This window comes from Yokenella regensburgei (assembly GCF_051486985.1).
Lineage (GTDB): Bacteria > Pseudomonadota > Gammaproteobacteria > Enterobacterales > Enterobacteriaceae > CBFFRJ01.
In genome coordinates this window covers 13455-30935 of the sequence record NZ_JAHVDV010000037.1, presented here as the reverse complement: position 1 = coordinate 30935, position 17481 = coordinate 13455, and the positions used below count along the sequence as shown (strand labels likewise).

Sequence of the window (17481 nt, the reverse complement as noted above, 5' to 3'; positions counted from 1 at the left end):
AATTCTCCTTACAGCAGTTTCTTATCGCGCAGAAAATCTCGCGCCACCTGCTGCGGCGTTTGATGGTCGATGTCGACTTTTGCGTTGAGGTTAATAATGACGTCGTTGTTGAGCTGGCTGGAGAGCGTATTGAGCGCCTCTTCAAGACCCGGGTTGGCCTCAAGCGTATCCTTACGCACTACCGGCGTAACGGCGTAGCTGGGGAAGAAACCTTTATCGTCTTCCAGCACTTTCAGGTCGAAACCTTTAATGCGTCCGTCGGTGGTATAGATAAGCCCGGCATCAACAAAACCATCCCGCACGGCGTTATACACAAGGCCGGGGTCCATCTGACGAATTTGCGGCCGGTCCAGCTCCAGGTTGTAAGCCTGCTGTAACGGCTTCATGCCGTCACTGCGCCCGGAGAACTCCAGATCCAGCCCCAGCATCCAGTTCTTTTTCGGGTCGGTCTGGCGAATGTGTTCAATTTTCGCCACCAGCTCGGACATGGTGTTGATGTGCTCTTCTTCTGCACGTTTGCGCTGCATGGCGAAAGCGTAGGTGTTGTTCATGTCTGCCGGTTTAAGCCACACCAGACCATGTTTGGCGTCAAGACGTTTAACCGTTTCATAGGACTGCTCAGGAGTCATGCGCTCTTTGATGTGGTTGAAAATAATCAGGGAGGTGCCGGTGTATTCCCATGTCATATCAACCTGTTTGTTGATCATGGCATTCCGTGAGATGACCGTGGCGATATTGGTTTGCGGCTGCACCTGGAAGCCCTTTTTTTGCAGATATTGCACCGTCATGGCCGACAATATGTGCTGCTCGGTAAAACTTTTTGTCGCCAGAATCAGCGGGGCTGCCTGCGCGCTCGCGCTAACGACGAGGGCGGCCGTCATCAGACCCACCAGGCGGGAAAATAGGACCATGATTGTCTCCTTATTATTGTTATCAGGCCGTGTGCGGGCTCAGGAAGCGGCCCAGCGCCGCCAGTAGCGTGTCGAGAATAAGCGCAAATAGCGCGGTGGCTGCGGCACCGAGGATTAATGTCGGGAAATCATTGAGGTAAATACCAGGGAAAATCAGTTCGCCGTAGCTGCTGGCACCGATCAGAAACGCCAGCGGCGCGGTGCCCACGTTGATAGCCGTGGCGATGCGTACACCGGAGAGGATAACCGGCAGCGCGTTTGGCAGTTCCACCTGGCGCAGACGCTGCCATTTGGTCATGCCAATGCCATTGGCCGCCTCAAGCAGCGATGCGGGAACAGAGCACAGCCCGGCATAGGTGTTACGAACAATGGGCAATAAGGAGGCGAGGAAGAGGGCAATGATAGCCGGTGTATCTCCAATACCAATGACCACCATCGCCAGAGCCAGGACTGCCAGCGGGGGAAGGGTATTGCCTACGTTAAAAATTTGCATTACGTATTCAGCCACGCCGCGCGCAGCAGGGCGACTTAACCCAATACCACTGGGAATACCTATGAGTAGGGCAAAGAACATTGAGCTGAACACCAGAATCAGGTGCTGTTGCCCGAGATAGAGTAAATCAACCTGGCGGGCTTTGACTGTCTCCAGCCCTATACCCCATACCAGAAGTGCCAGTACGACGGCGATCCCCACGATGAAAAGCAGAGCGCGCGTGAGTGCGGATGTGTGCATTGCAGTGTGTCTCCCTGAGTGCATGCGTTATTGCAACGACCCGTTGCCTGTTGTTATGCCATGTGCGGCAGGGTCTCTTTGCTATAGCAAGCGGTTGGGAAGGATTCCAGTTTTGGTGATGCCTTTTAAGATCCGGATTTTGCTGATGATTTCGTGAATGCCAGTAAGCGTAACGGCTGGCGCGGAGGGCGAGAATTGTCTTAAAAAAAAGGGCTGAAAGTGACACTGTCACGCACAGCCCTTTTATGCCTCTTAAATAGTCTCAGCGGTAAAGGGTTTTATGAGCAACCGGCTCACTAAGCTTTGATTGCCAGTCGGCCAGCGTTTTTTGAGCCAGTATCCCCAGTGATTGCCAGAAGGGATGGTGCGCTTCCTGCACAAAAACCTCCAGAAAGCGCTCCGACCAGGGCAGAATATGCCAGGCGAGGAGTTCATTACAGGCGTGCTCATTCTGGTTTTCTGCAAGCCAGGCGGCCAGCATCAGCAGTGTGCCAAAATGATCCTCCGGTACGTTCTCCTGCGTCTCCCATACGATATGGTTGTCCCGCATCCACTGGCGTAAAGCCAGTGTGGAGTCGCCGAACAGCACGCTCTCTTTATCCAGCCAGACAGATCCCCACGGTGGGGCGGGCAACGCCCAGGGGCCAATAAACAACCGCTGCCAGGCCGCTTCAACTGGCTCATCGGTCTGTCGCATAAAGGCCTGGGCAAGCGGCGTCAGGCTTTCCTCTGCCAGCGGCCACTGCGACTGCCAGTCACCACTAAGAAAGGCATCAACCACCGGCTTAATCTGCGGATTATCGGGCGGTAGCGTAAACAGTGCGCCAAGAATTCTGGCGCTGAATGCGAAATCATCGCCATACAACGTCTCTGACATGCACACTCCTGAAAATCATTAACCGGCAACGGCCATGCCGACTGTCATATGCAGGCCATAAAACAGCCCGCGGCCTATCAGTTCACCCGCCACCACCAGCGCAACCCCGGCGACCAGAGCCGGCGCGCGTGGCTGCCTGCGCATCACCAGCGGGCACAGCCAGCATCCCAGACCCGCGACCAGCAGCACCATCCGCCATACCTGCAGGCTGCCATACGATGGTACCAGTGCATTCGCCTGCACTACCGAACTGTGCACGGCGGCAAGGCTCATGCCCTGCAGCATCACCAGCGCCAGGCTTGCCAGCAGGGCTGCGACGCTCAGGGAGGCGAAGGTTCCACCGTTAAAGGGTGTGCCTGCCAGGCGCAGCAGCAACGCCGCCAGCAGCGGACCACCGAGCAACATCGTCAGGAAAAAACCGGCGGTGGTATAGGCAGTGTGCCAGGTGGGCACGGTCTCAATCTGGTAAACGCGAGTCATCGCCCAGACGAACACGACTCCCAGGATCATGCTGACACTCAGCCAGATCTTACCGAGGGTGGCAGGCATTTTGCCCGTCATTGCCACCAGCCACCAGAAACCGCCGATCGCAAAAAAGAGCGACCCCGCCGCAATCTCATTGCTCAGCGCCGACGCGCCAATGCGGTTAAGGGAGTTGAAGGCGCGCAGCGGTGAACCCAGGTGCATCATCGAGGCGATAAACCCGATGCCCATCAGCAGCCAGAGAAAAAACATACTGCGGGTAATGCGCTGCTGACTGACGGCGTCATCTCTGGCGGCCATCCAGGCGAGGCCCATCACAATTAACCCACCCGCCACGCACTGCCCCAGCACGGTAAATAACACCAACGGCCATTCATGCCATCCATTTCCCATCTCACACCTCCCGCGGGTTTGCCAGATAGCCGGTAGTGTCCCCGGTCGGGCGGCTGCTGGCGTTAGGTTTAATCACTATGCACGGTTTTGTGAAACGTGCAGCAGGCAGTGGCGCAACGGCCGACAGCTCCCCATGTTTTTTACGCAGCTCGTCGATGGGGCCAAAATCCAGGGCACGCAGCGGGCAGGATTCGACGCAGATCGGCTTGTGCCCGTCAGCCACGCGGCTGTAGCAACCATCGCATTTGGTCATGTGACCGCGTGCAGCGTTGTACTGGGGGGCTCCGTAGGGGCATGCCATGTGGCAGTAACGACAGCCAATGCAGATGGTTTCGTCCACCACCACAAAGCCATCCTCACGCTTGTGCATTGCGCCACTGGGGCAGACTTTGGTGCAGGCCGGATCTTCGCAGTGGTTGCAGGCAATTGAGAGATAGTAGGCAAAAACGTTCTGATGCCAGGCACCGTTATCTTCCTGCCATTCGCCACCTGCGTATTCATAAATACGGCGGAAGCTGACCTCCGGGGGCAGGTCTTTGTAATCCTTACACGCCAGCTCGCAGGTTTTGCAGCCGGTGCAGCGGGCGGAATCAATAAAAAATCCGTATTGGGTTGTCATCGGCTACTCCTTAAACCTTCTCAATTTCAACCAGATTGGTGTGCTGCGGGTTGCCTTTTGCCAGCGGTGACGGGCGTTGCGTGGTCAGGGTGTTCATACAGCCACCGTGGTCAATGCGATCTCCGGTCATATTGGCATCGTGCCAGGCGCCCTGGCCCATGGCGCTCACGCCGGGCATGATGCGTGGCGTGACCTTCGCGGCCAGACGTACTTCACCGCGTCCGTTAAACACTCGCACCTTGTCGCCATCGGCGATCCCACGCTTTTGCGCATCAATCGGATTGAGCCACACTTCCTGGCGACAAGCCGCTTCGAGCACGTCGATGTTGCCGTAACTGGAGTGGGTACGTGATTTATAGTGAAAACCATACATCTGCAGGGGGTAAGTGCTGCGCGCCGGGTCATCCCAGCCTTCGAAGGTGGAGGCATAAACCGGGAGGGCGCTTATCACTTCATCCTTTTGCAGCTCCCACGTACTGGCTATTTTCGCCAGACGGCTGGAGTAAATTTCGATTTTACCGGAGGGCGTTTTCAGCGGGTTGGCCACAGGATCATCGCGAAATTTTTTATAGGCCACAAAGTGCCCGTTGGGGTCTTTGCGCTTGTAGATGCCCATTTTTTTAAGTTCGTCGTAAGAGGGCAACTGCGGATCTTTTTCCTTCATCCTGGCGTACAGATACTGTAACCACTGCTCCTGGGTGCGGCCTTCGGTGAATTTCTGGTAAATATCCGGCCCGAGGCGGCGGGCAATTTCGCTGGTTATCCAGTAAATCGGTTTGCGCTCAAATTTTGGCGTGGTGACGGGTTGCAGGAAAATCAGGTAGCCCATGTTGCCGGCATAATCGTTAGGAATGATATCTTCCTGCTCAACGGTCATCAGGTCCGGCAGCAGGATATCGGCGTATTTTGCCGAGGAGGTCATAAAGTTCTCAATGACCACAATCATTTCGCATTGGGTGTCGTCCTGCAAAATGTCATGGGTGCGGTTGATATCCCCGTGCTGATTGGTAATGGTGTTGCCCGCGTAGTTCCAGATGAACTTCACCGGCACGTCGAGTTTATCTTTCCCCTGTACGCCATCGCGCAGGGCGGTCATTTCCGGGCCGCGGGCAATGGCATCGGTCCAGGTGAAGCAGGAAATTTTGGTTTTGACCGGATTTTCCGGCATCGGCATGCGTTCGATGGTAATGGTGTAAGTTGACTCGCGCGCGCCGCTGTTGCCGCCGTTAATGCCTACGTTGCCCGTCAGGATTGGCAGCATAGCAATAGCTCGGGCGGTCTGTTCACCGTTCGCCTGGCGTTGCGGTCCCCAGCCCTGGCAGATGTAGGCCGGTCTGGCGGTGCCAATTTCACGCGCCAGTTTAACAATGCGATCGGCCGGAATGCCGGTTATCGCCGAGGCCCACTGCGGCGTTTTGGCGATGCCATCAGCGCCCTGGCCCAGAATATAGGCTTTATAGTGGCCGTTAGCCGGTGCATCAGCGGGCAGGGTTTTCTCGTCATAACCTACGCAGTAGTTGTCGAGGAAGGGCTGATCGACCAGATTTTCACTAATCAACACCCAGGCGAGCCCGGCCACCAGGGCTGCATCGGTGCCGGGGCGAATGGGGATCCACTCATCTTCACGTCCGGCGGCGGTGTCGGTATAACGCGGGTCAATAACGATCATGCGCGCGTTGGAACGTTCACGTGCCTGTTCGAGGAAATAGGTAATACCGCCGCCGCTCATACGGGTTTCTGCGGGGTTGTTGCCAAACATCACGACCAGTTTACTGTTTTCGATATCAGAGGTGCTGTTGCCTTCGTTTGAACCATAGGTGTAGGGCATGGCGTAGGCAATCTGGGCGGTACTGTAAGTGCCGTACTGGCCGAGGAAACCACCGTAAAGGCTCATCAGGCGCGCAATGATCGAGGCGGAAGGGGAAGAACGGGTAATATTGCCCCCGACGATACCGGAGGAGTAATTAATGTAGACCGCCTCATTGCCGTATTTCGCCACCGTGTTTTTGAGGCTGGTGGCTATAGTGTCAAGGGCTTCATCCCACGTGATGCGCTCGAATTTCCCCTCGCCGCGTTTGCCTACCCGTTTCATTGGGTAATTGAGGCGATCCGGGTGATTGATACGGCGGCGAATAGATCGACCGCGCAGGCAGGCACGGACCTGGTGATCTCCGTAGATATCCTCTCCGGTATTGTCCGTTTCCACCCAGGTGACGCTGTCATCACTCACGTGAAAGCGGAGTGCACAGCGGCTACCGCAGTTAACCTAACAGGCTCCCCAGACCACAGTATCGTCGGCTGTATGCATCGCTTGTTGTACTGCCGCTGCCGCTGAACGCATGCCAAAGGGGAGGGAAAAACTGCTCGCGGCCAGCGCAAGCGAACCCAGCGCGGTACTCTTGACGAGCGTTCGCCGACTGATGCCAGCGTGGTGTTCATCGTGGGACATAGCTCACTCCACTATAAGTAATATCAAAAAGTAATAACTCACCGGAACTACTATTTGGCTAATTATGGCTTTATGCTACTTATTCGGGAGTAGTCAAATATTAATGGGGATCAATAAGAAGCAGATTCCCCATTATTTTTTGAAATTAATTCAATTATTGTGACGCTGGTTGGGCGGTGTCAGATTGTGATATTTCGCCGCTTTGGGTTTGATTATTTCCGCTACGCGTATAGAGGATCTTCCAGCCATCATTCGCACAGTGCCCGACTACCTGCGCATCGGAAGCGCTGCTCTGATCGTTAGGTTCTACGGTCAGCGTGAACCCGGATTCAGGAACGCCATTGTTGATAATCTTTTGTTGTATATCATTTTTTACCCGCTCGCAGGAGTCCGGCGCTGCGAAGGCCGAAGCGGACAGCGTGAACATAACGGCACCTAACCAGAGAGAATGTTTCATATCAAACTCCTTATTTTGTCTGCCAGCCACAAGCGTAGCAGGTGTTAAGTAAGGTTAAGGTAAAACTCAGACGAATAGCGATCGCAGGCGTTGCTGCTTTAATTCGCTATAGATCATTCTATATAACGAGGGGCGTTCTGACATAAAAACCGGGCGAGTTTGTCGATATTATTTTGCCGCTTCGAATCCGCCGGCCAGACCAGATAATAGCCATCACCCGTTTTGATCTTTTCGGGAAAAGGAATGACCAGCAAGTGCTGCTCCCGCACGGTCTGGCTTAACAACAGATCGCCAATCGCCACACCGTGGCCCCCCATTGCCGCCATCATGCCCTGCTCAAGCGTGTCAAATACCTTGCCGCCGGTCAGGTTCAGGCCGGGGAATAACCCCGTTCCGGCCAGCCAGCGTCGCCAGTCGCGTCGATCGCGTGAAGGGTGAATCAATTCGCAACCGGCAAGGTTTTCCCGGGCCTTTTCCAGCAAGGCGGGCGCGCAGATAGGCACCAGCCATTCATCAAACAAATGCAGACTGCGGGTGCCTGGCCCAAACTGACCACTGCCTAACAGAATGGCGCAATCAAAGGCCTCTTTGGTGAAGTCAACGTTGTCGACGTCCATCCATACGCTGGAGATATTAATTTCAGGGGTGGTGTATTGCTCATTAAACCGCGCCATTACGTCAAGAAGCCAGCGCATGGTCAGGGTTGAGGGCGCTTTTAAGCGAAGCTGCTGATGGTGGCTTCGCATGTGATGGCAAGCCGCTTCGAGTAGCGAAAAGCCCTGCTGTAAATCACTTGCCAGCATATTACCGGCGTCGGTAAGACTGACTTTCGGGCCGTTTCGCGTAAACAACTGACAGTCAAACCAGGCTTCAAGCGTACGAACATGACGGCTAACCGCCCCCGCTGTTACATTGAGTAATTCTGCAGCCTGGCTGAACGAGCCGTATTGCGCGGCAACGGAAAAGGCCCGCAGTGCGTAAAGGTGAGGAAGGTTTTTTATCATTATAAAAATCCAATATTGAGTTTTAATCACAATTGAAATCAGTTTAACTCGTTTTTCTGGCCGCCGGGGTTTTTTCATACTTACCGTACGAGAACTTCACTGGAACCCCTTATGCACACCCTGAATGTTGCGCTCCTCGGCGCCTATGTTTTGTCGATACTGACCCTTTTACTCACTCCTGGCCCGGTGGTATTGCTGGTGACGGGCACGGCAGCCGTGTCAGGGTATGGACGGGCTTTTCTGACATCGCTTGGAACAAACCTCGCCTCGCTGGTGCTGATTGCCGCCGCCATGCTGATGTTAAGCGGTGTTGTCACGCTACATGCTGGTTTTCTTAGTGTGTTAGGGATGGCAGGCTCGCTGTTTATCGGCTGGAGCGCCATCCGCACGCTCAGGCATCCAGACACCGGCGGTGGGGAAGCGCCTTCTGCCGATGCCGTATCGGGCGGATTTCTAAGGGGGTTTGTCACCGGTGTCGCGAACCCAAAAGACATTCTGTTTTTTGTGTCGTTTTTTCCCCAGTTTATGGGGATCAGTCGCGATTTTACCACCAGCATTATTACCCTCTCGCTGGTCTGGATCCTGTTTGATTTCGTGGTGTTAACCGGTTATATCCTCGCCGTAAAACGCTTTCTCACCAGCGGGCAGGGCAGACGCTATTCCGCAGGCTCCGCCCTGGTTTTACTGCTGATTGCCGCAGGAGGGGTAGTCTGGAATCTGGGCGGGCTACGCGACATTCTTTTCATGTGAAGGAAATTGTCATTGCCAGAGACGTTAGAGGTTTTGCTAATATAAGCGCAACGTATCGCAAATTCTGGTGAACCTATTGAAGAACAAAATGATACTCATCGCGCTTATCGCTCTGACGGCGGGGTGTGATGACAAGAAGGGACCTGTATCCTATACGCCGGAGATGGCGAGTTTTTCGAACGAATTCGATTTCGATCCGCTGCGCGGGCCAGTGAAAGACTTCAGTCAGACGCTGCTTAATGAAAAGGGAGAAGTGTCCAAACGCGTCAGCGGCACGCTCTCTAAAGAGGGATGTTTCGATACCCTCGAACTGCATGATGTGGAAAACAACACGGGCGTTGAACTGGTGCTGAACGCCAACTATTACATTGATGCTGAAACGCAGGAAAAGCGTCTGCGTTTGCAGGGAAAATGCCAGCTGGCTGAGTATCCCAGCGCCGGGCTGACCTGGGACACGGACGATCGCGGTTTCATTTCGGTCGCACGAGGCAAGGACGTTGAGGTGACCTATCGTTATGACAGCGAGGGCTACCCGCTTGGCAAATCCACGCTCTCGAAAGAGGCACACCTCTCCGTGGCATCCACACCTTCACGGGATGCGCGTAAAAAACTGGATTACACGGCAGTCAGCGTGCTCAACGACAAACCGCTAAGCAATGTGAAGCAAACCTGTGACTATGACAGCCACGATAACCCGGTCGCCTGCCAGCTGGTTATTATTGATGAAAGCGTTACCCCTGCCGTAGAACACAAGTACAGCATTAAAAATACTATCAAATACTATTAACCTGACATCCCACCGCCTTACTGGGCGGTGGGCTTGAGTAAGGTGGTGCCCGTCGGCTTGTGGTCGGCCAGATACTGATGCTGGAAAATACACATCCGAATGGTGTTACGGTATTCACCATTAATAAAGAACTCATGAATTAACTCTCCCTCCACCATAAAACCCAGTTTGCGGTAGATATGGACAGCCTTTTCATTTTCCTTGTCGACAATCAGATAGAGCTTGTAGAGGTTAAGCACCATAAAGCCGTAGTCCATCGCAAGTTTCGCTGCTCTGGACGCCAGCCCTTTACCCTGAAAGTCCGGCGAAATGATAATCTGAAATTCCGCACGGCGATGGACATGGTTTATTTCAACCAGTTCAACCAGGCCGGCTTTTTCATCATCACACTCAATAACAAAGCGGCGTTCACTCTGGTCATGAATATGTTTGTCATAGAGGTCAGAAAGCTCCACAAAGGCTTCGTAAGGCTCTTCAAACCAGTAACGCATGACGCTCGCATTATTATCAAGCTGGTGGACAAAGCGGAGATCTTCGCGCTCAAGCGGACGAAGTTTGACCTGTCTGGTGTCGGTCATGAGGAAATCCTTTTGCTGAAACGGGAGGAAGGGCGCCGCAAAGCGCCCTGAAATGCAGAAATTACGGGGTTATCTGGCGACCGGTGCGACGATCAAGGCAGCGCAGGGTATTGGGTTCCCAGTAGGCGTTAACGTTGGCGCTTTTATGGCAGTTATCCTGCGCATCGAAGGCGACATCGGTTTTGTCCCACTCTTTTTCAACGCGTTTGTTCACCTTATGGCGCAACGAACGGGTATCATCCCATTGCTCTTTTTCCATTGCCGCTTGCTGGCGGGACTGCGCGCTGTCGCCGGATTCAATGATCAGTTTGTCCGTCTTCGCGGTGGCACTGGCCGTGTACAAAATTGCACCCAGCGTCAGCATCGCCGTCAGGCAAAGGCGTTTGCTCAGTGTGATGTTCATGATGGTTTCCTTCATTAAGAGTGACGCAACATCCCTACATCAAGTGTACTTGATTCGCCCGATCGAGGGTAGCCGCCGGGAAGTCCCATTATTAGTGGCTTTTCCGTTAAGATAGTTCAGTCAAGGCTTATTGAAAAATACTGGAAATGCTAAAAACGACGCTGCTTTTTTTCCTGACCGCATTGTGCGAAATCCTGGGCTGTTTCCTTCCCTGGCTGTGGCTTAAACGCGGAGCCACACCGCTCCTGCTACTACCTGCCGCCGTCGCGCTGGTGCTTTTTGTCTGGCTGTTAACCCTTCATCCTGCCGCCAGCGGGCGGGTGTATGCGGCCTACGGCGGCGTCTATGTCTGCACCGCGCTGCTCTGGTTGCGGGTGGTGGACGGAGTAAAACTCAGTCTGTATGACTGGCTGGGTGCCGCTGTCGCGTTGTGCGGCATGTTAATTATTGTCGCGGGCTGGGGACGCGCTGACTGAGTCGACAAAATATGTGAGCTGAGGCGCTCTTTTTAGATGTTATACTTGTATGGTAGTTATCCTGATGCGTAAAGTCACCGCAACAGGAGCCGTCATGCAACCACTGATATGACGCGTAAACAACAGGTTATTGTTGATATACGCGTCACCATCACGCCTGCGGAGTGATTCTTCCTTTTGACATGCCCTGTGGGAAACTGACACCGCTCTTCTTGTATGGTAGTTGACCTGAATCAAAGATGTCATACCAATTTGGTGGGATGGTAGACACGATAACTGCCTCAGACGTAACAAAACTCATAAAACACGAACAGAGTGACTCCATGGAAAACAGACTGTTAACAGCAAATGCCACGTTACCCTCATACGATCGTAGCAAACTCGTTCCCCGCATCGTGCATCTGGGCTTCGGCGCGTTTCACCGCGCGCATCAGTCCGTTTATGCCGATATTCTGGCCTCAGAACATGGCAGCGACTGGGGCTATTGCGAAGTCAACCTGATAGGGGGTGAGCAGCAAATCGCTGACCTGAAAATGCAGGATAACCTCTATACCGTAGCGGAGATGTCCGCTGACGCATGGACGGCACGTGTCGTTGGCGTGGCAACGCGTGCGCTTCATGCGAAGGTTGATGGTCTGGAAAGCGTGCTGGCGGCGATGTGCGAACCTCAGGTTGCTATTGTTTCTCTGACCATCACTGAAAAAGGCTACGGTCACTCACCGGCAACCGGTAAGCTGGTGCCTGAAACGCCTTTTATCGCGGCTGATTTGCAAAACCCTCATCAGCCTGAATCCGCGCCAGGGGTCATCGTCGAAGCGCTGGCACGGCGCAAAGCCGCCGGGCTTGCACCTTTCACCGTCATGTCATGCGACAATATGCCGGAAAACGGCCATGTCACCCGCAACGTCATCTGCGCGTTTGCCCGTGCCGTGAATGGTGAGCTGGCTGACTGGATCGAGGCGAACGTGACCTTCCCGTCAACCATGGTGGATCGTATCGTGCCTGCCGTGACGGCCGATACGCTCGATAAAATTGAACAGCTAACCGGCGTGCGTGACCCGGCAGGGGTTGCCTGCGAGCCATTCCGCCAGTGGGTGATTGAGGACAACTTTGTTGCTGGTCGCCCGGCGTGGGAAAAAGCCGGTGCGGAGCTGGTCGCGGACGTGGTGCCATTCGAAGAGATGAAACTGCGGATGCTTAACGGCAGCCACTCTTTCCTCGCCTATCTGGGCTATCTTGCTGGCTATCAACATATCAACGAGTGCATGGAAGATGATAACTATCGCCGTGCAGCGCATACGCTGATGCTGGCGGAGCAGGCGCCCACGTTGAAAGTGAAGGGCGTGGATCTGGCACACTATGCCGACCTGCTGATCGCCCGTTACAGTAACACCGCGCTGCGTCACCGCACCTGGCAGATTGCTATGGACGGTAGCCAGAAATTGCCGCAGCGTATGCTTGACTCCGTGCGCTGGCATCTGGTCCATCAGCATGAGTTCCGTCTGCTGGCGCTGGGTATTGCAGGCTGGATGCGCTACGTAGGCGGTGTGGATGAGCAGGGGCAAGCCATTGACGTAAGCGACCCGCTGCTCGCGGTTATTCAGCAAGCGGTTAAGGGCAGTGCTGACGGTGAAGCGCGAGTGAAGGCGTTATTAGGCATTGAGGCGATTTTTGGTAATGAGTTACCGCGGGAGGCAACCTTTGTCGACGCGATACTGACGGCCTATCAGGGGCTACTGGCTAAAGGGGCGAAAGCCACGGTTGCGGAGTATATTGCCAGCTACTGAGGCATAAATGCCGCCATCCGGCGGCATTTTCACTTTTAGTGCAGGCCGAGGCGAATCAGCTCTACGGGTTCGAACTGGCCTTCACATCCTTCGACTTCTACCGTTTTGCTGCGGCGTACCTGGCTCGCATCCAGACCCTCTGCATGGATAGCAATAATTTTCCCGGTGCGGCCCGTGCCATTAATCATCACGCGGCTGCCGGTGGTTATAGCATTACGGTTACGATCATAAGTCATCATGGTAGTTTCTCCTGTTAACATCCGCCAGACATACCGGGGCAGACGTCGTCCCCGGAACGGACGCTCTAAAAATACGCTTTTGAGAGAAGAATTTTTTGCTTTTGATCAACGTCACACTTTTTTACGAATGCAAACCGCATGACGTTGAAGAAGGAGAGCGCAGGGGGGCGAATTACTCTTCGCTGAACCAGTCGCGATTTTCCTGACTGATCAGTTTCACCGAGGCGCTGATTTCCTGTAAATGGTGGGTCATTGCGCTTTCTACGGCATCGGCATCGCGGTTTTCCAGCGCCACGAAAATATCATTATGCTGACGCAGCAGCATTTCGGGCGGGGAAACATGATCAAGGCTCATGTAACGCACACGGTCAATGGTGGCTTTAATATTTTCGATGGTGTCCCAGGCAAGCTGGCAATCGGCGATGAGCGCCAGTTTCTGATGAAACTCATCATCGAGCAGGAAGAAGTCATCAAGCTGTTTGCGCTCAATAGCAATACGCTGTTGGTTGAGATTCTGCTCAAGTTGGTAGCAGTGGCTGTCGGTTATCATGCCGGCGGCGCGTCGGGCGACAGCACACTCAATTGCCTGACGAACAAAGCATCCGTTTCTGACCTGAGTCAGTGAAATTTTATTGACGTAGCTGCCACGCTGGGGGCGAATCTGAATCAGGCCGTTTTCAGCGAGTTTGATAAAGGCTTCGCGGACCGGCTGACGTGACACGTCAAAACGCACCGACACCTCTTTTTCCGATAATGGCGTTCCCGGTGGGATCAGGCAATGAACAATATCCTGACGCAGAATGCGGTAGATTTGCTGGTTTACGGGTTGTGTCGGATTGAGTTGGGTTTCAACGGTCATTCGTGCTTACTTTTTATAAGGTTAACCTGTGTACCATACCACTTATTTATCGCCGTTCCCATACCCGGCCCGCAGGCCGGGACGAGATAATCAGGCGTCGCGATGTACGCTCAGACCGGCATAGGTCTGGCTCACCGGCATCATCTCAAGCGTATTGATGTTGACATGTTTCGGCAGCGTCGCCACCCACCACACAGCGTCAGTGATATCTTCCGGGGAGAGGGCGTTAGTGTTCTCATAGGTTTTTCCGGCTTTATCATCATCGCCTTTGAAACGCACGTTAGAAAACTCGGTGCCACCCACAAGGCCAGGCTCAAGATTGGTTACGCGAACCGCCGTTCCGTTCAGGTCGGTACGCAGATTGAGGCTGAACTGGCGCACAAACGCTTTTGTAGCACCATAGACGTTACCGCCCGCATATGGCCAACTGCCTGCCGTAGAACCAATATTAATGATGTGACCACGGTTGCGCTCAACCATGCCCGGCAGTACCGCGCGGGTCATGTACACCAGGCCTTTATTATTGGTATCGATCATCGTTTCCCAGTCTTCAATGCTGGCTTTGTGCGCCGGTTCCAGACCGAGCGCCAGGCCTGCATTGTTAACCAGCACGTCAATGTTCTGCCATTCAGCAGGAAGGTTCGCCATCATCTCCTCAATGGCCGCGCGGTTACGCACATCCACCTGCGCGGTATAAAGGTTGTCGCCCAGTTCGTCTTTCAGCTCCTGCAGACGCTCCTGGCGGCGACCCGTAGCAATGACTCGGTGCCCGTTTTTCAGGAAACGACGCGCTATGCTCTCGCCAAAACCCGCTGTGGCTCCGGTAACTAACATAATCATCTCACTGTTCCTCAACGCTTTTTGTGTAGTATTACCATAGCATGCGCGACAACACAGGGTTAGCCCTGATATGTTGCAGTTGAAGATTTTCCTTATGATGTGAGATGGCCTGCCGACAGAACTGGCCCACTTTTCCGACAACCTGGTGAAATCGTTGCGATACAGTTTTCGGCTGGCCAGGCTGAATGAATTAAACCTCTTCAGGAGTGAAATATGTCAGTAACAACGCCCTTTTCAGGCATCAGCACGCTGCCGTATCAGGCTCCGCCGTTTGATCTGATTCGTCAGGAGCATTACCGCCCGGCTTTTGACCAGGGGGTAGCACAAAAACGTGCCGACATTGATGCTATCGTGAGTAACCCGGCGCCTGCGAATTTTGAGAACACCATTGTGGCGCTTGAACGTAGCGGTGAAATCCTGACGCGTGTCACTCAGGTTTTCTTCGCCATGACCTCTGCCCACACCAATGATTTTTTACAGCAGCTCGATGAGGCGTTCTCCACCGAGCTTGCAGAGCTTGCAAACGATATCTATCTGAACGACAGGCTTTTCCGGCGAATAGATGCCGTATGGCAGGCACGCGACTCTGCCAGACTGGACGCAGAATCCCTGCGCCTGGTTGATATCGTCTGGCAGAAATTTACGCTGGCAGGCGCCACGCTTAGTACCGATGAAAAACAGGCCCTTAAAGCGCTCAACACCGAAGCCGCAGCTTTAACCAGTCAGTTTAACCAGCGGCTGCTGGCTGCCGACAAAGCCGGAGGCGTGGTGGTGGAATATCGCCATCAACTCCAGGGGCTAAGCGAAGAGGCCATTACCGCCGCGGCATTGGCGGCGAAGGACAAAGGGCTCAATGACAGGTGGCTTCTGACGCTGCTTAACACCACCCAGCAGCCCCTTCTTGCCGCGCTGCGCGATCGCCAGACGCGTGAAAATTTATTCCGCGCCAGCACGCAGCGTGCCTCGAAAGGCGATGCCTGTGATACCCGGGATATTGTATTGCGGCTTGCAGATCTGCGCGCAAAACAGGCGCACTTGCTTGGCTTCCCGGATTATGCCAGCTGGAAGATTGCCGATCAGATGGCCGGGACGCCGCAGGCGGCATTTGATTTTATGCGCGGGATCGCTCCGGCTGCACGCTCGAGAGCGGAGCGCGAACTGGCTGATATTCAGAACGTTATTGACGATCAGCAGGGCGGTTTTACCGCCGAAGCCTGGGACTGGGGATGGTACGCCGAGCAGGTGCGTCTGGCAAAATATGAGGTAGACGACGCGCAAATCGCCCCCTATTTTGCGCTGGAAAACACGCTGATTGACGGGGTCTTTTATACCGCAACCTGCTTGTTCGGCATTCGCTTTGAAGAGCGTTTCGACATCCCGGTCTATCACCCGGATGTGCGGGTATGGGAAATTTTCGACCACAGCGGCGAAGGGATGGGACTCTTCTATGGCGATTTCTTTGCCCGTGATTCCAAAAGCGGCGGAGCCTGGATGGGTAACTTCGTTGAGCAGTCTCAATTGGCACAAACGCTGCCGGTAATTTACAACGTCTGTAACTACCAGAAACCCGCTGCAGGCCAGCCCGCACTGCTCTCCTGGGATGACGTGGTCACACTGTTTCATGAGTTCGGCCATACGCTACACGGACTGTTCGCCCGTCAGCGTTATGCCACGCTTTCTGGCACCAATACTCCGCGGGATTTTGTCGAGTTTCCGTCGCAAATCAATGAGCACTGGGCCAGCCATCCGGCGGTATTCACCCGCTACGCGCGGCATTATCAAAGTGGTGAGCCGATGCCGGAGGCCCTACGCGAGAAGATGCTTCGCAGTACGCAGTTCAATAAAGGTTATGACATGACCGAACTGCTCAGCGCCGCGCTGCTGGATATGAACTGGCACAGCCTGCGCCCGGATGCAGGCGTCGCGGACGTTGATGCGTTTGAGTCAGAAGCCATTCGCCGTGAATCCCTCGACCTTGACGCGGTTCCTCCGCGCTACCGCAGCAGTTACTTTGCCCATATTTTCGGCGGTGGTTACGCGGCGGGCTATTACGCCTACCTGTGGACGCAGATGCTGGCCGATGATGGCTACCAGTGGTTTGTGGAGCAGGGCGGGCTTAACCGGGAAAATGGACAGCGATTCCGGGATGCTATTTTGTCCCGTGGTAACAGTGCCGATCTGGCTGAACTTTATCGCCAGTGGCGCGGGCACGATCCCCTGCCAGAGCCGATGCTGGTCAATCGCGGCTTGAGCGCATAATCGATTTTCTGCAGCACCAGACCGGGCTAAGGCCCGGTTTTTTGCTGGCAGGATCTGAAAATAGGATATATTTTTACAATGTGGATACTTTCATCACAAATTTTAAACGGCGATATGCTACAAACTCTCTCGCGCCCCAGATAAAGGTATTTTTGATGAACAGCGAGCAACAGATTTACGACGCAATCAAAAAAGCGCTCAGCGAAGCCCCACCGCGCACCAAACTGGCTGAAATGCATTTGCAGCTTATTAAATATGCCGATCAGCTTAAGCACCTTCCCCGGGAAAAAATCTGCGATGGCATTGGCGTTAACCAGTCATTCCGTACTGTTGTCGCGAAAATGTTCAAAATTGTTGACAGGCTTAAGGCTGCAGGACTGGACACCCATCGACTGTAGTCGGGCGCGCATTATGGATTCTGCCCGGAACTCACGTCGTTTCGGCCTGCAAGAGTGCGACATAATAAAACGCTTTAAAGCGACAACGTTTTAAACATTTTGCCACTTTTTATTAACAGAGATGGCGGGGAATATATTTTCAGGTCCTCCTTAATATTGGTGGGTTTTAATGCCTGAGG

At 54.0% G+C, this 17481-nt stretch carries 18 protein-coding genes and 1 pseudogene; 6 read left to right on the top strand and 13 right to left on the bottom strand.

Annotated features, from left to right (window positions below; translation table 11 throughout):
* Positions 1-8 precede the first annotated feature (8 nt).
* The 8 genes and pseudogenes from osmX to KXR87_RS20465 all read right to left on the bottom strand — a co-directional run bounded on the left by osmX (position 9) and on the right by KXR87_RS20465 (position 7926).
* Positions 9-911 (bottom strand): osmoprotectant ABC transporter substrate-binding protein OsmX, encoded by a 903-nt coding sequence (gene osmX, locus KXR87_RS20500; protein ID WP_437434056.1) that lies wholly within the window; start codon positions 909-911, stop codon positions 9-11.
* A gap of 22 nt (positions 912-933) precedes the next feature.
* Positions 934-1644, bottom strand: a complete 711-nt coding sequence (gene osmY, locus KXR87_RS20495) for an osmoprotectant ABC transporter permease OsmY (RefSeq protein WP_437434055.1) — start codon at positions 1642-1644, stop codon at positions 934-936.
* A gap of 262 nt (positions 1645-1906) precedes the next feature.
* Complete coding sequence (dmsD, locus tag KXR87_RS20490; RefSeq protein ID WP_437434054.1) at positions 1907-2521, bottom strand: Tat proofreading chaperone DmsD; 615 nt, start codon at positions 2519-2521, stop codon at positions 1907-1909.
* 18 nt (positions 2522-2539) lie between these two features.
* The gene (locus KXR87_RS20485) at positions 2540-3397 is read right to left on the bottom strand and encodes a dimethyl sulfoxide reductase anchor subunit family protein (RefSeq protein ID WP_437434053.1); all 858 of its coding nucleotides are present in this window, start codon (positions 3395-3397) and stop codon (positions 2540-2542) included.
* A gap of 1 nt (position 3398) precedes the next feature.
* Positions 3399-4016 carry a DMSO/selenate family reductase complex B subunit gene (locus KXR87_RS20480; RefSeq protein WP_437434052.1) on the bottom strand — a complete coding sequence of 206 codons (618 nt, stop codon included), beginning with the start codon at positions 4014-4016 and terminating at the stop codon, positions 3399-3401.
* A gap of 10 nt (positions 4017-4026) precedes the next feature.
* Positions 4027-6465 (bottom strand): annotated as a pseudogene (gene ynfE / locus KXR87_RS20475) (selenate/tellurate reductase subunit YnfE).
* Positions 6466-6619: 154 nt separating this feature from the next.
* Positions 6620-6922, bottom strand: coding sequence for a DUF1161 domain-containing protein (locus tag KXR87_RS20470; RefSeq protein ID WP_437434051.1), 303 nt, complete (start codon positions 6920-6922; stop codon positions 6620-6622).
* Between the two features lie 113 nt (positions 6923-7035).
* A complete protein-coding gene (locus KXR87_RS20465) occupies positions 7036-7926 on the bottom strand; it encodes a LysR substrate-binding domain-containing protein (protein WP_437434050.1) in 891 nt (296 codons plus the stop codon).
* A 120-nt stretch (positions 7927-8046) separates the two neighbouring features.
* Between KXR87_RS20465 and KXR87_RS20460 the strand changes: the two genes are divergently transcribed.
* The gene (locus tag KXR87_RS20460; protein WP_437434074.1) at positions 8047-8676 is read left to right on the top strand and encodes a LysE family translocator; all 630 of its coding nucleotides are present in this window, start codon (positions 8047-8049) and stop codon (positions 8674-8676) included.
* 88 nt (positions 8677-8764) lie between these two features.
* Positions 8765-9463: a YnfC family lipoprotein gene (locus tag KXR87_RS20455; protein ID WP_437434073.1), complete on the top strand. Its 699-nt coding sequence runs from the start codon at positions 8765-8767 to the stop codon at positions 9461-9463.
* Positions 9464-9480: 17 nt separating this feature from the next.
* On the opposite strand, the gene speG is transcribed toward KXR87_RS20455, so the two are convergent.
* Positions 9481-10041, bottom strand: a complete 561-nt coding sequence (speG, locus tag KXR87_RS20450) for a spermidine N1-acetyltransferase (RefSeq protein WP_437434049.1) — start codon at positions 10039-10041, stop codon at positions 9481-9483.
* A gap of 61 nt (positions 10042-10102) precedes the next feature.
* A complete protein-coding gene (locus KXR87_RS20445; RefSeq protein ID WP_437434048.1) occupies positions 10103-10444 on the bottom strand; it encodes a DUF1283 family protein in 342 nt (113 codons plus the stop codon).
* 146 nt (positions 10445-10590) lie between these two features.
* Here KXR87_RS20445 and KXR87_RS20440 point away from each other — a divergent pair, with 146 nt between their 5' ends.
* Complete coding sequence (locus KXR87_RS20440; RefSeq protein ID WP_437434047.1) at positions 10591-10920, top strand: YnfA family protein; 330 nt, start codon at positions 10591-10593, stop codon at positions 10918-10920.
* A 323-nt stretch (positions 10921-11243) separates the two neighbouring features.
* The gene (locus KXR87_RS20435) at positions 11244-12707 is read left to right on the top strand and encodes a mannitol dehydrogenase family protein (RefSeq protein ID WP_437434046.1); all 1464 of its coding nucleotides are present in this window, start codon (positions 11244-11246) and stop codon (positions 12705-12707) included.
* A 35-nt stretch (positions 12708-12742) separates the two neighbouring features.
* Here the strand turns inward: KXR87_RS20435 and ydfZ are convergent, their stop codons facing one another.
* The 3 genes from ydfZ to ydfG all read right to left on the bottom strand — a co-directional run bounded on the left by ydfZ (position 12743) and on the right by ydfG (position 14645).
* Positions 12743-12946 carry a putative selenium delivery protein YdfZ gene (gene ydfZ, locus KXR87_RS20430; protein ID WP_437434045.1) on the bottom strand — a complete coding sequence of 68 codons (204 nt, stop codon included), beginning with the start codon at positions 12944-12946 and terminating at the stop codon, positions 12743-12745.
* Between the two features lie 172 nt (positions 12947-13118).
* A complete protein-coding gene (locus KXR87_RS20425; RefSeq protein WP_437434044.1) occupies positions 13119-13805 on the bottom strand; it encodes a GntR family transcriptional regulator in 687 nt (228 codons plus the stop codon).
* Between the two features lie 90 nt (positions 13806-13895).
* Positions 13896-14645, bottom strand: coding sequence for a bifunctional NADP-dependent 3-hydroxy acid dehydrogenase/3-hydroxypropionate dehydrogenase YdfG (ydfG, locus tag KXR87_RS20420; RefSeq protein WP_437434043.1), 750 nt, complete (start codon positions 14643-14645; stop codon positions 13896-13898).
* Positions 14646-14858: 213 nt separating this feature from the next.
* Here ydfG and dcp point away from each other — a divergent pair, with 213 nt between their 5' ends.
* Both dcp and KXR87_RS20410 read left to right on the top strand, forming a co-directional pair.
* Positions 14859-16904, top strand: coding sequence for a peptidyl-dipeptidase Dcp (dcp, locus tag KXR87_RS20415; RefSeq protein ID WP_437434042.1), 2046 nt, complete (start codon positions 14859-14861; stop codon positions 16902-16904).
* Positions 16905-17059: 155 nt separating this feature from the next.
* Complete coding sequence (locus KXR87_RS20410; protein WP_437434041.1) at positions 17060-17302, top strand: HTH-like domain-containing protein; 243 nt, start codon at positions 17060-17062, stop codon at positions 17300-17302.
* The last annotated feature ends 179 nt before the right edge of the window (positions 17303-17481 follow it).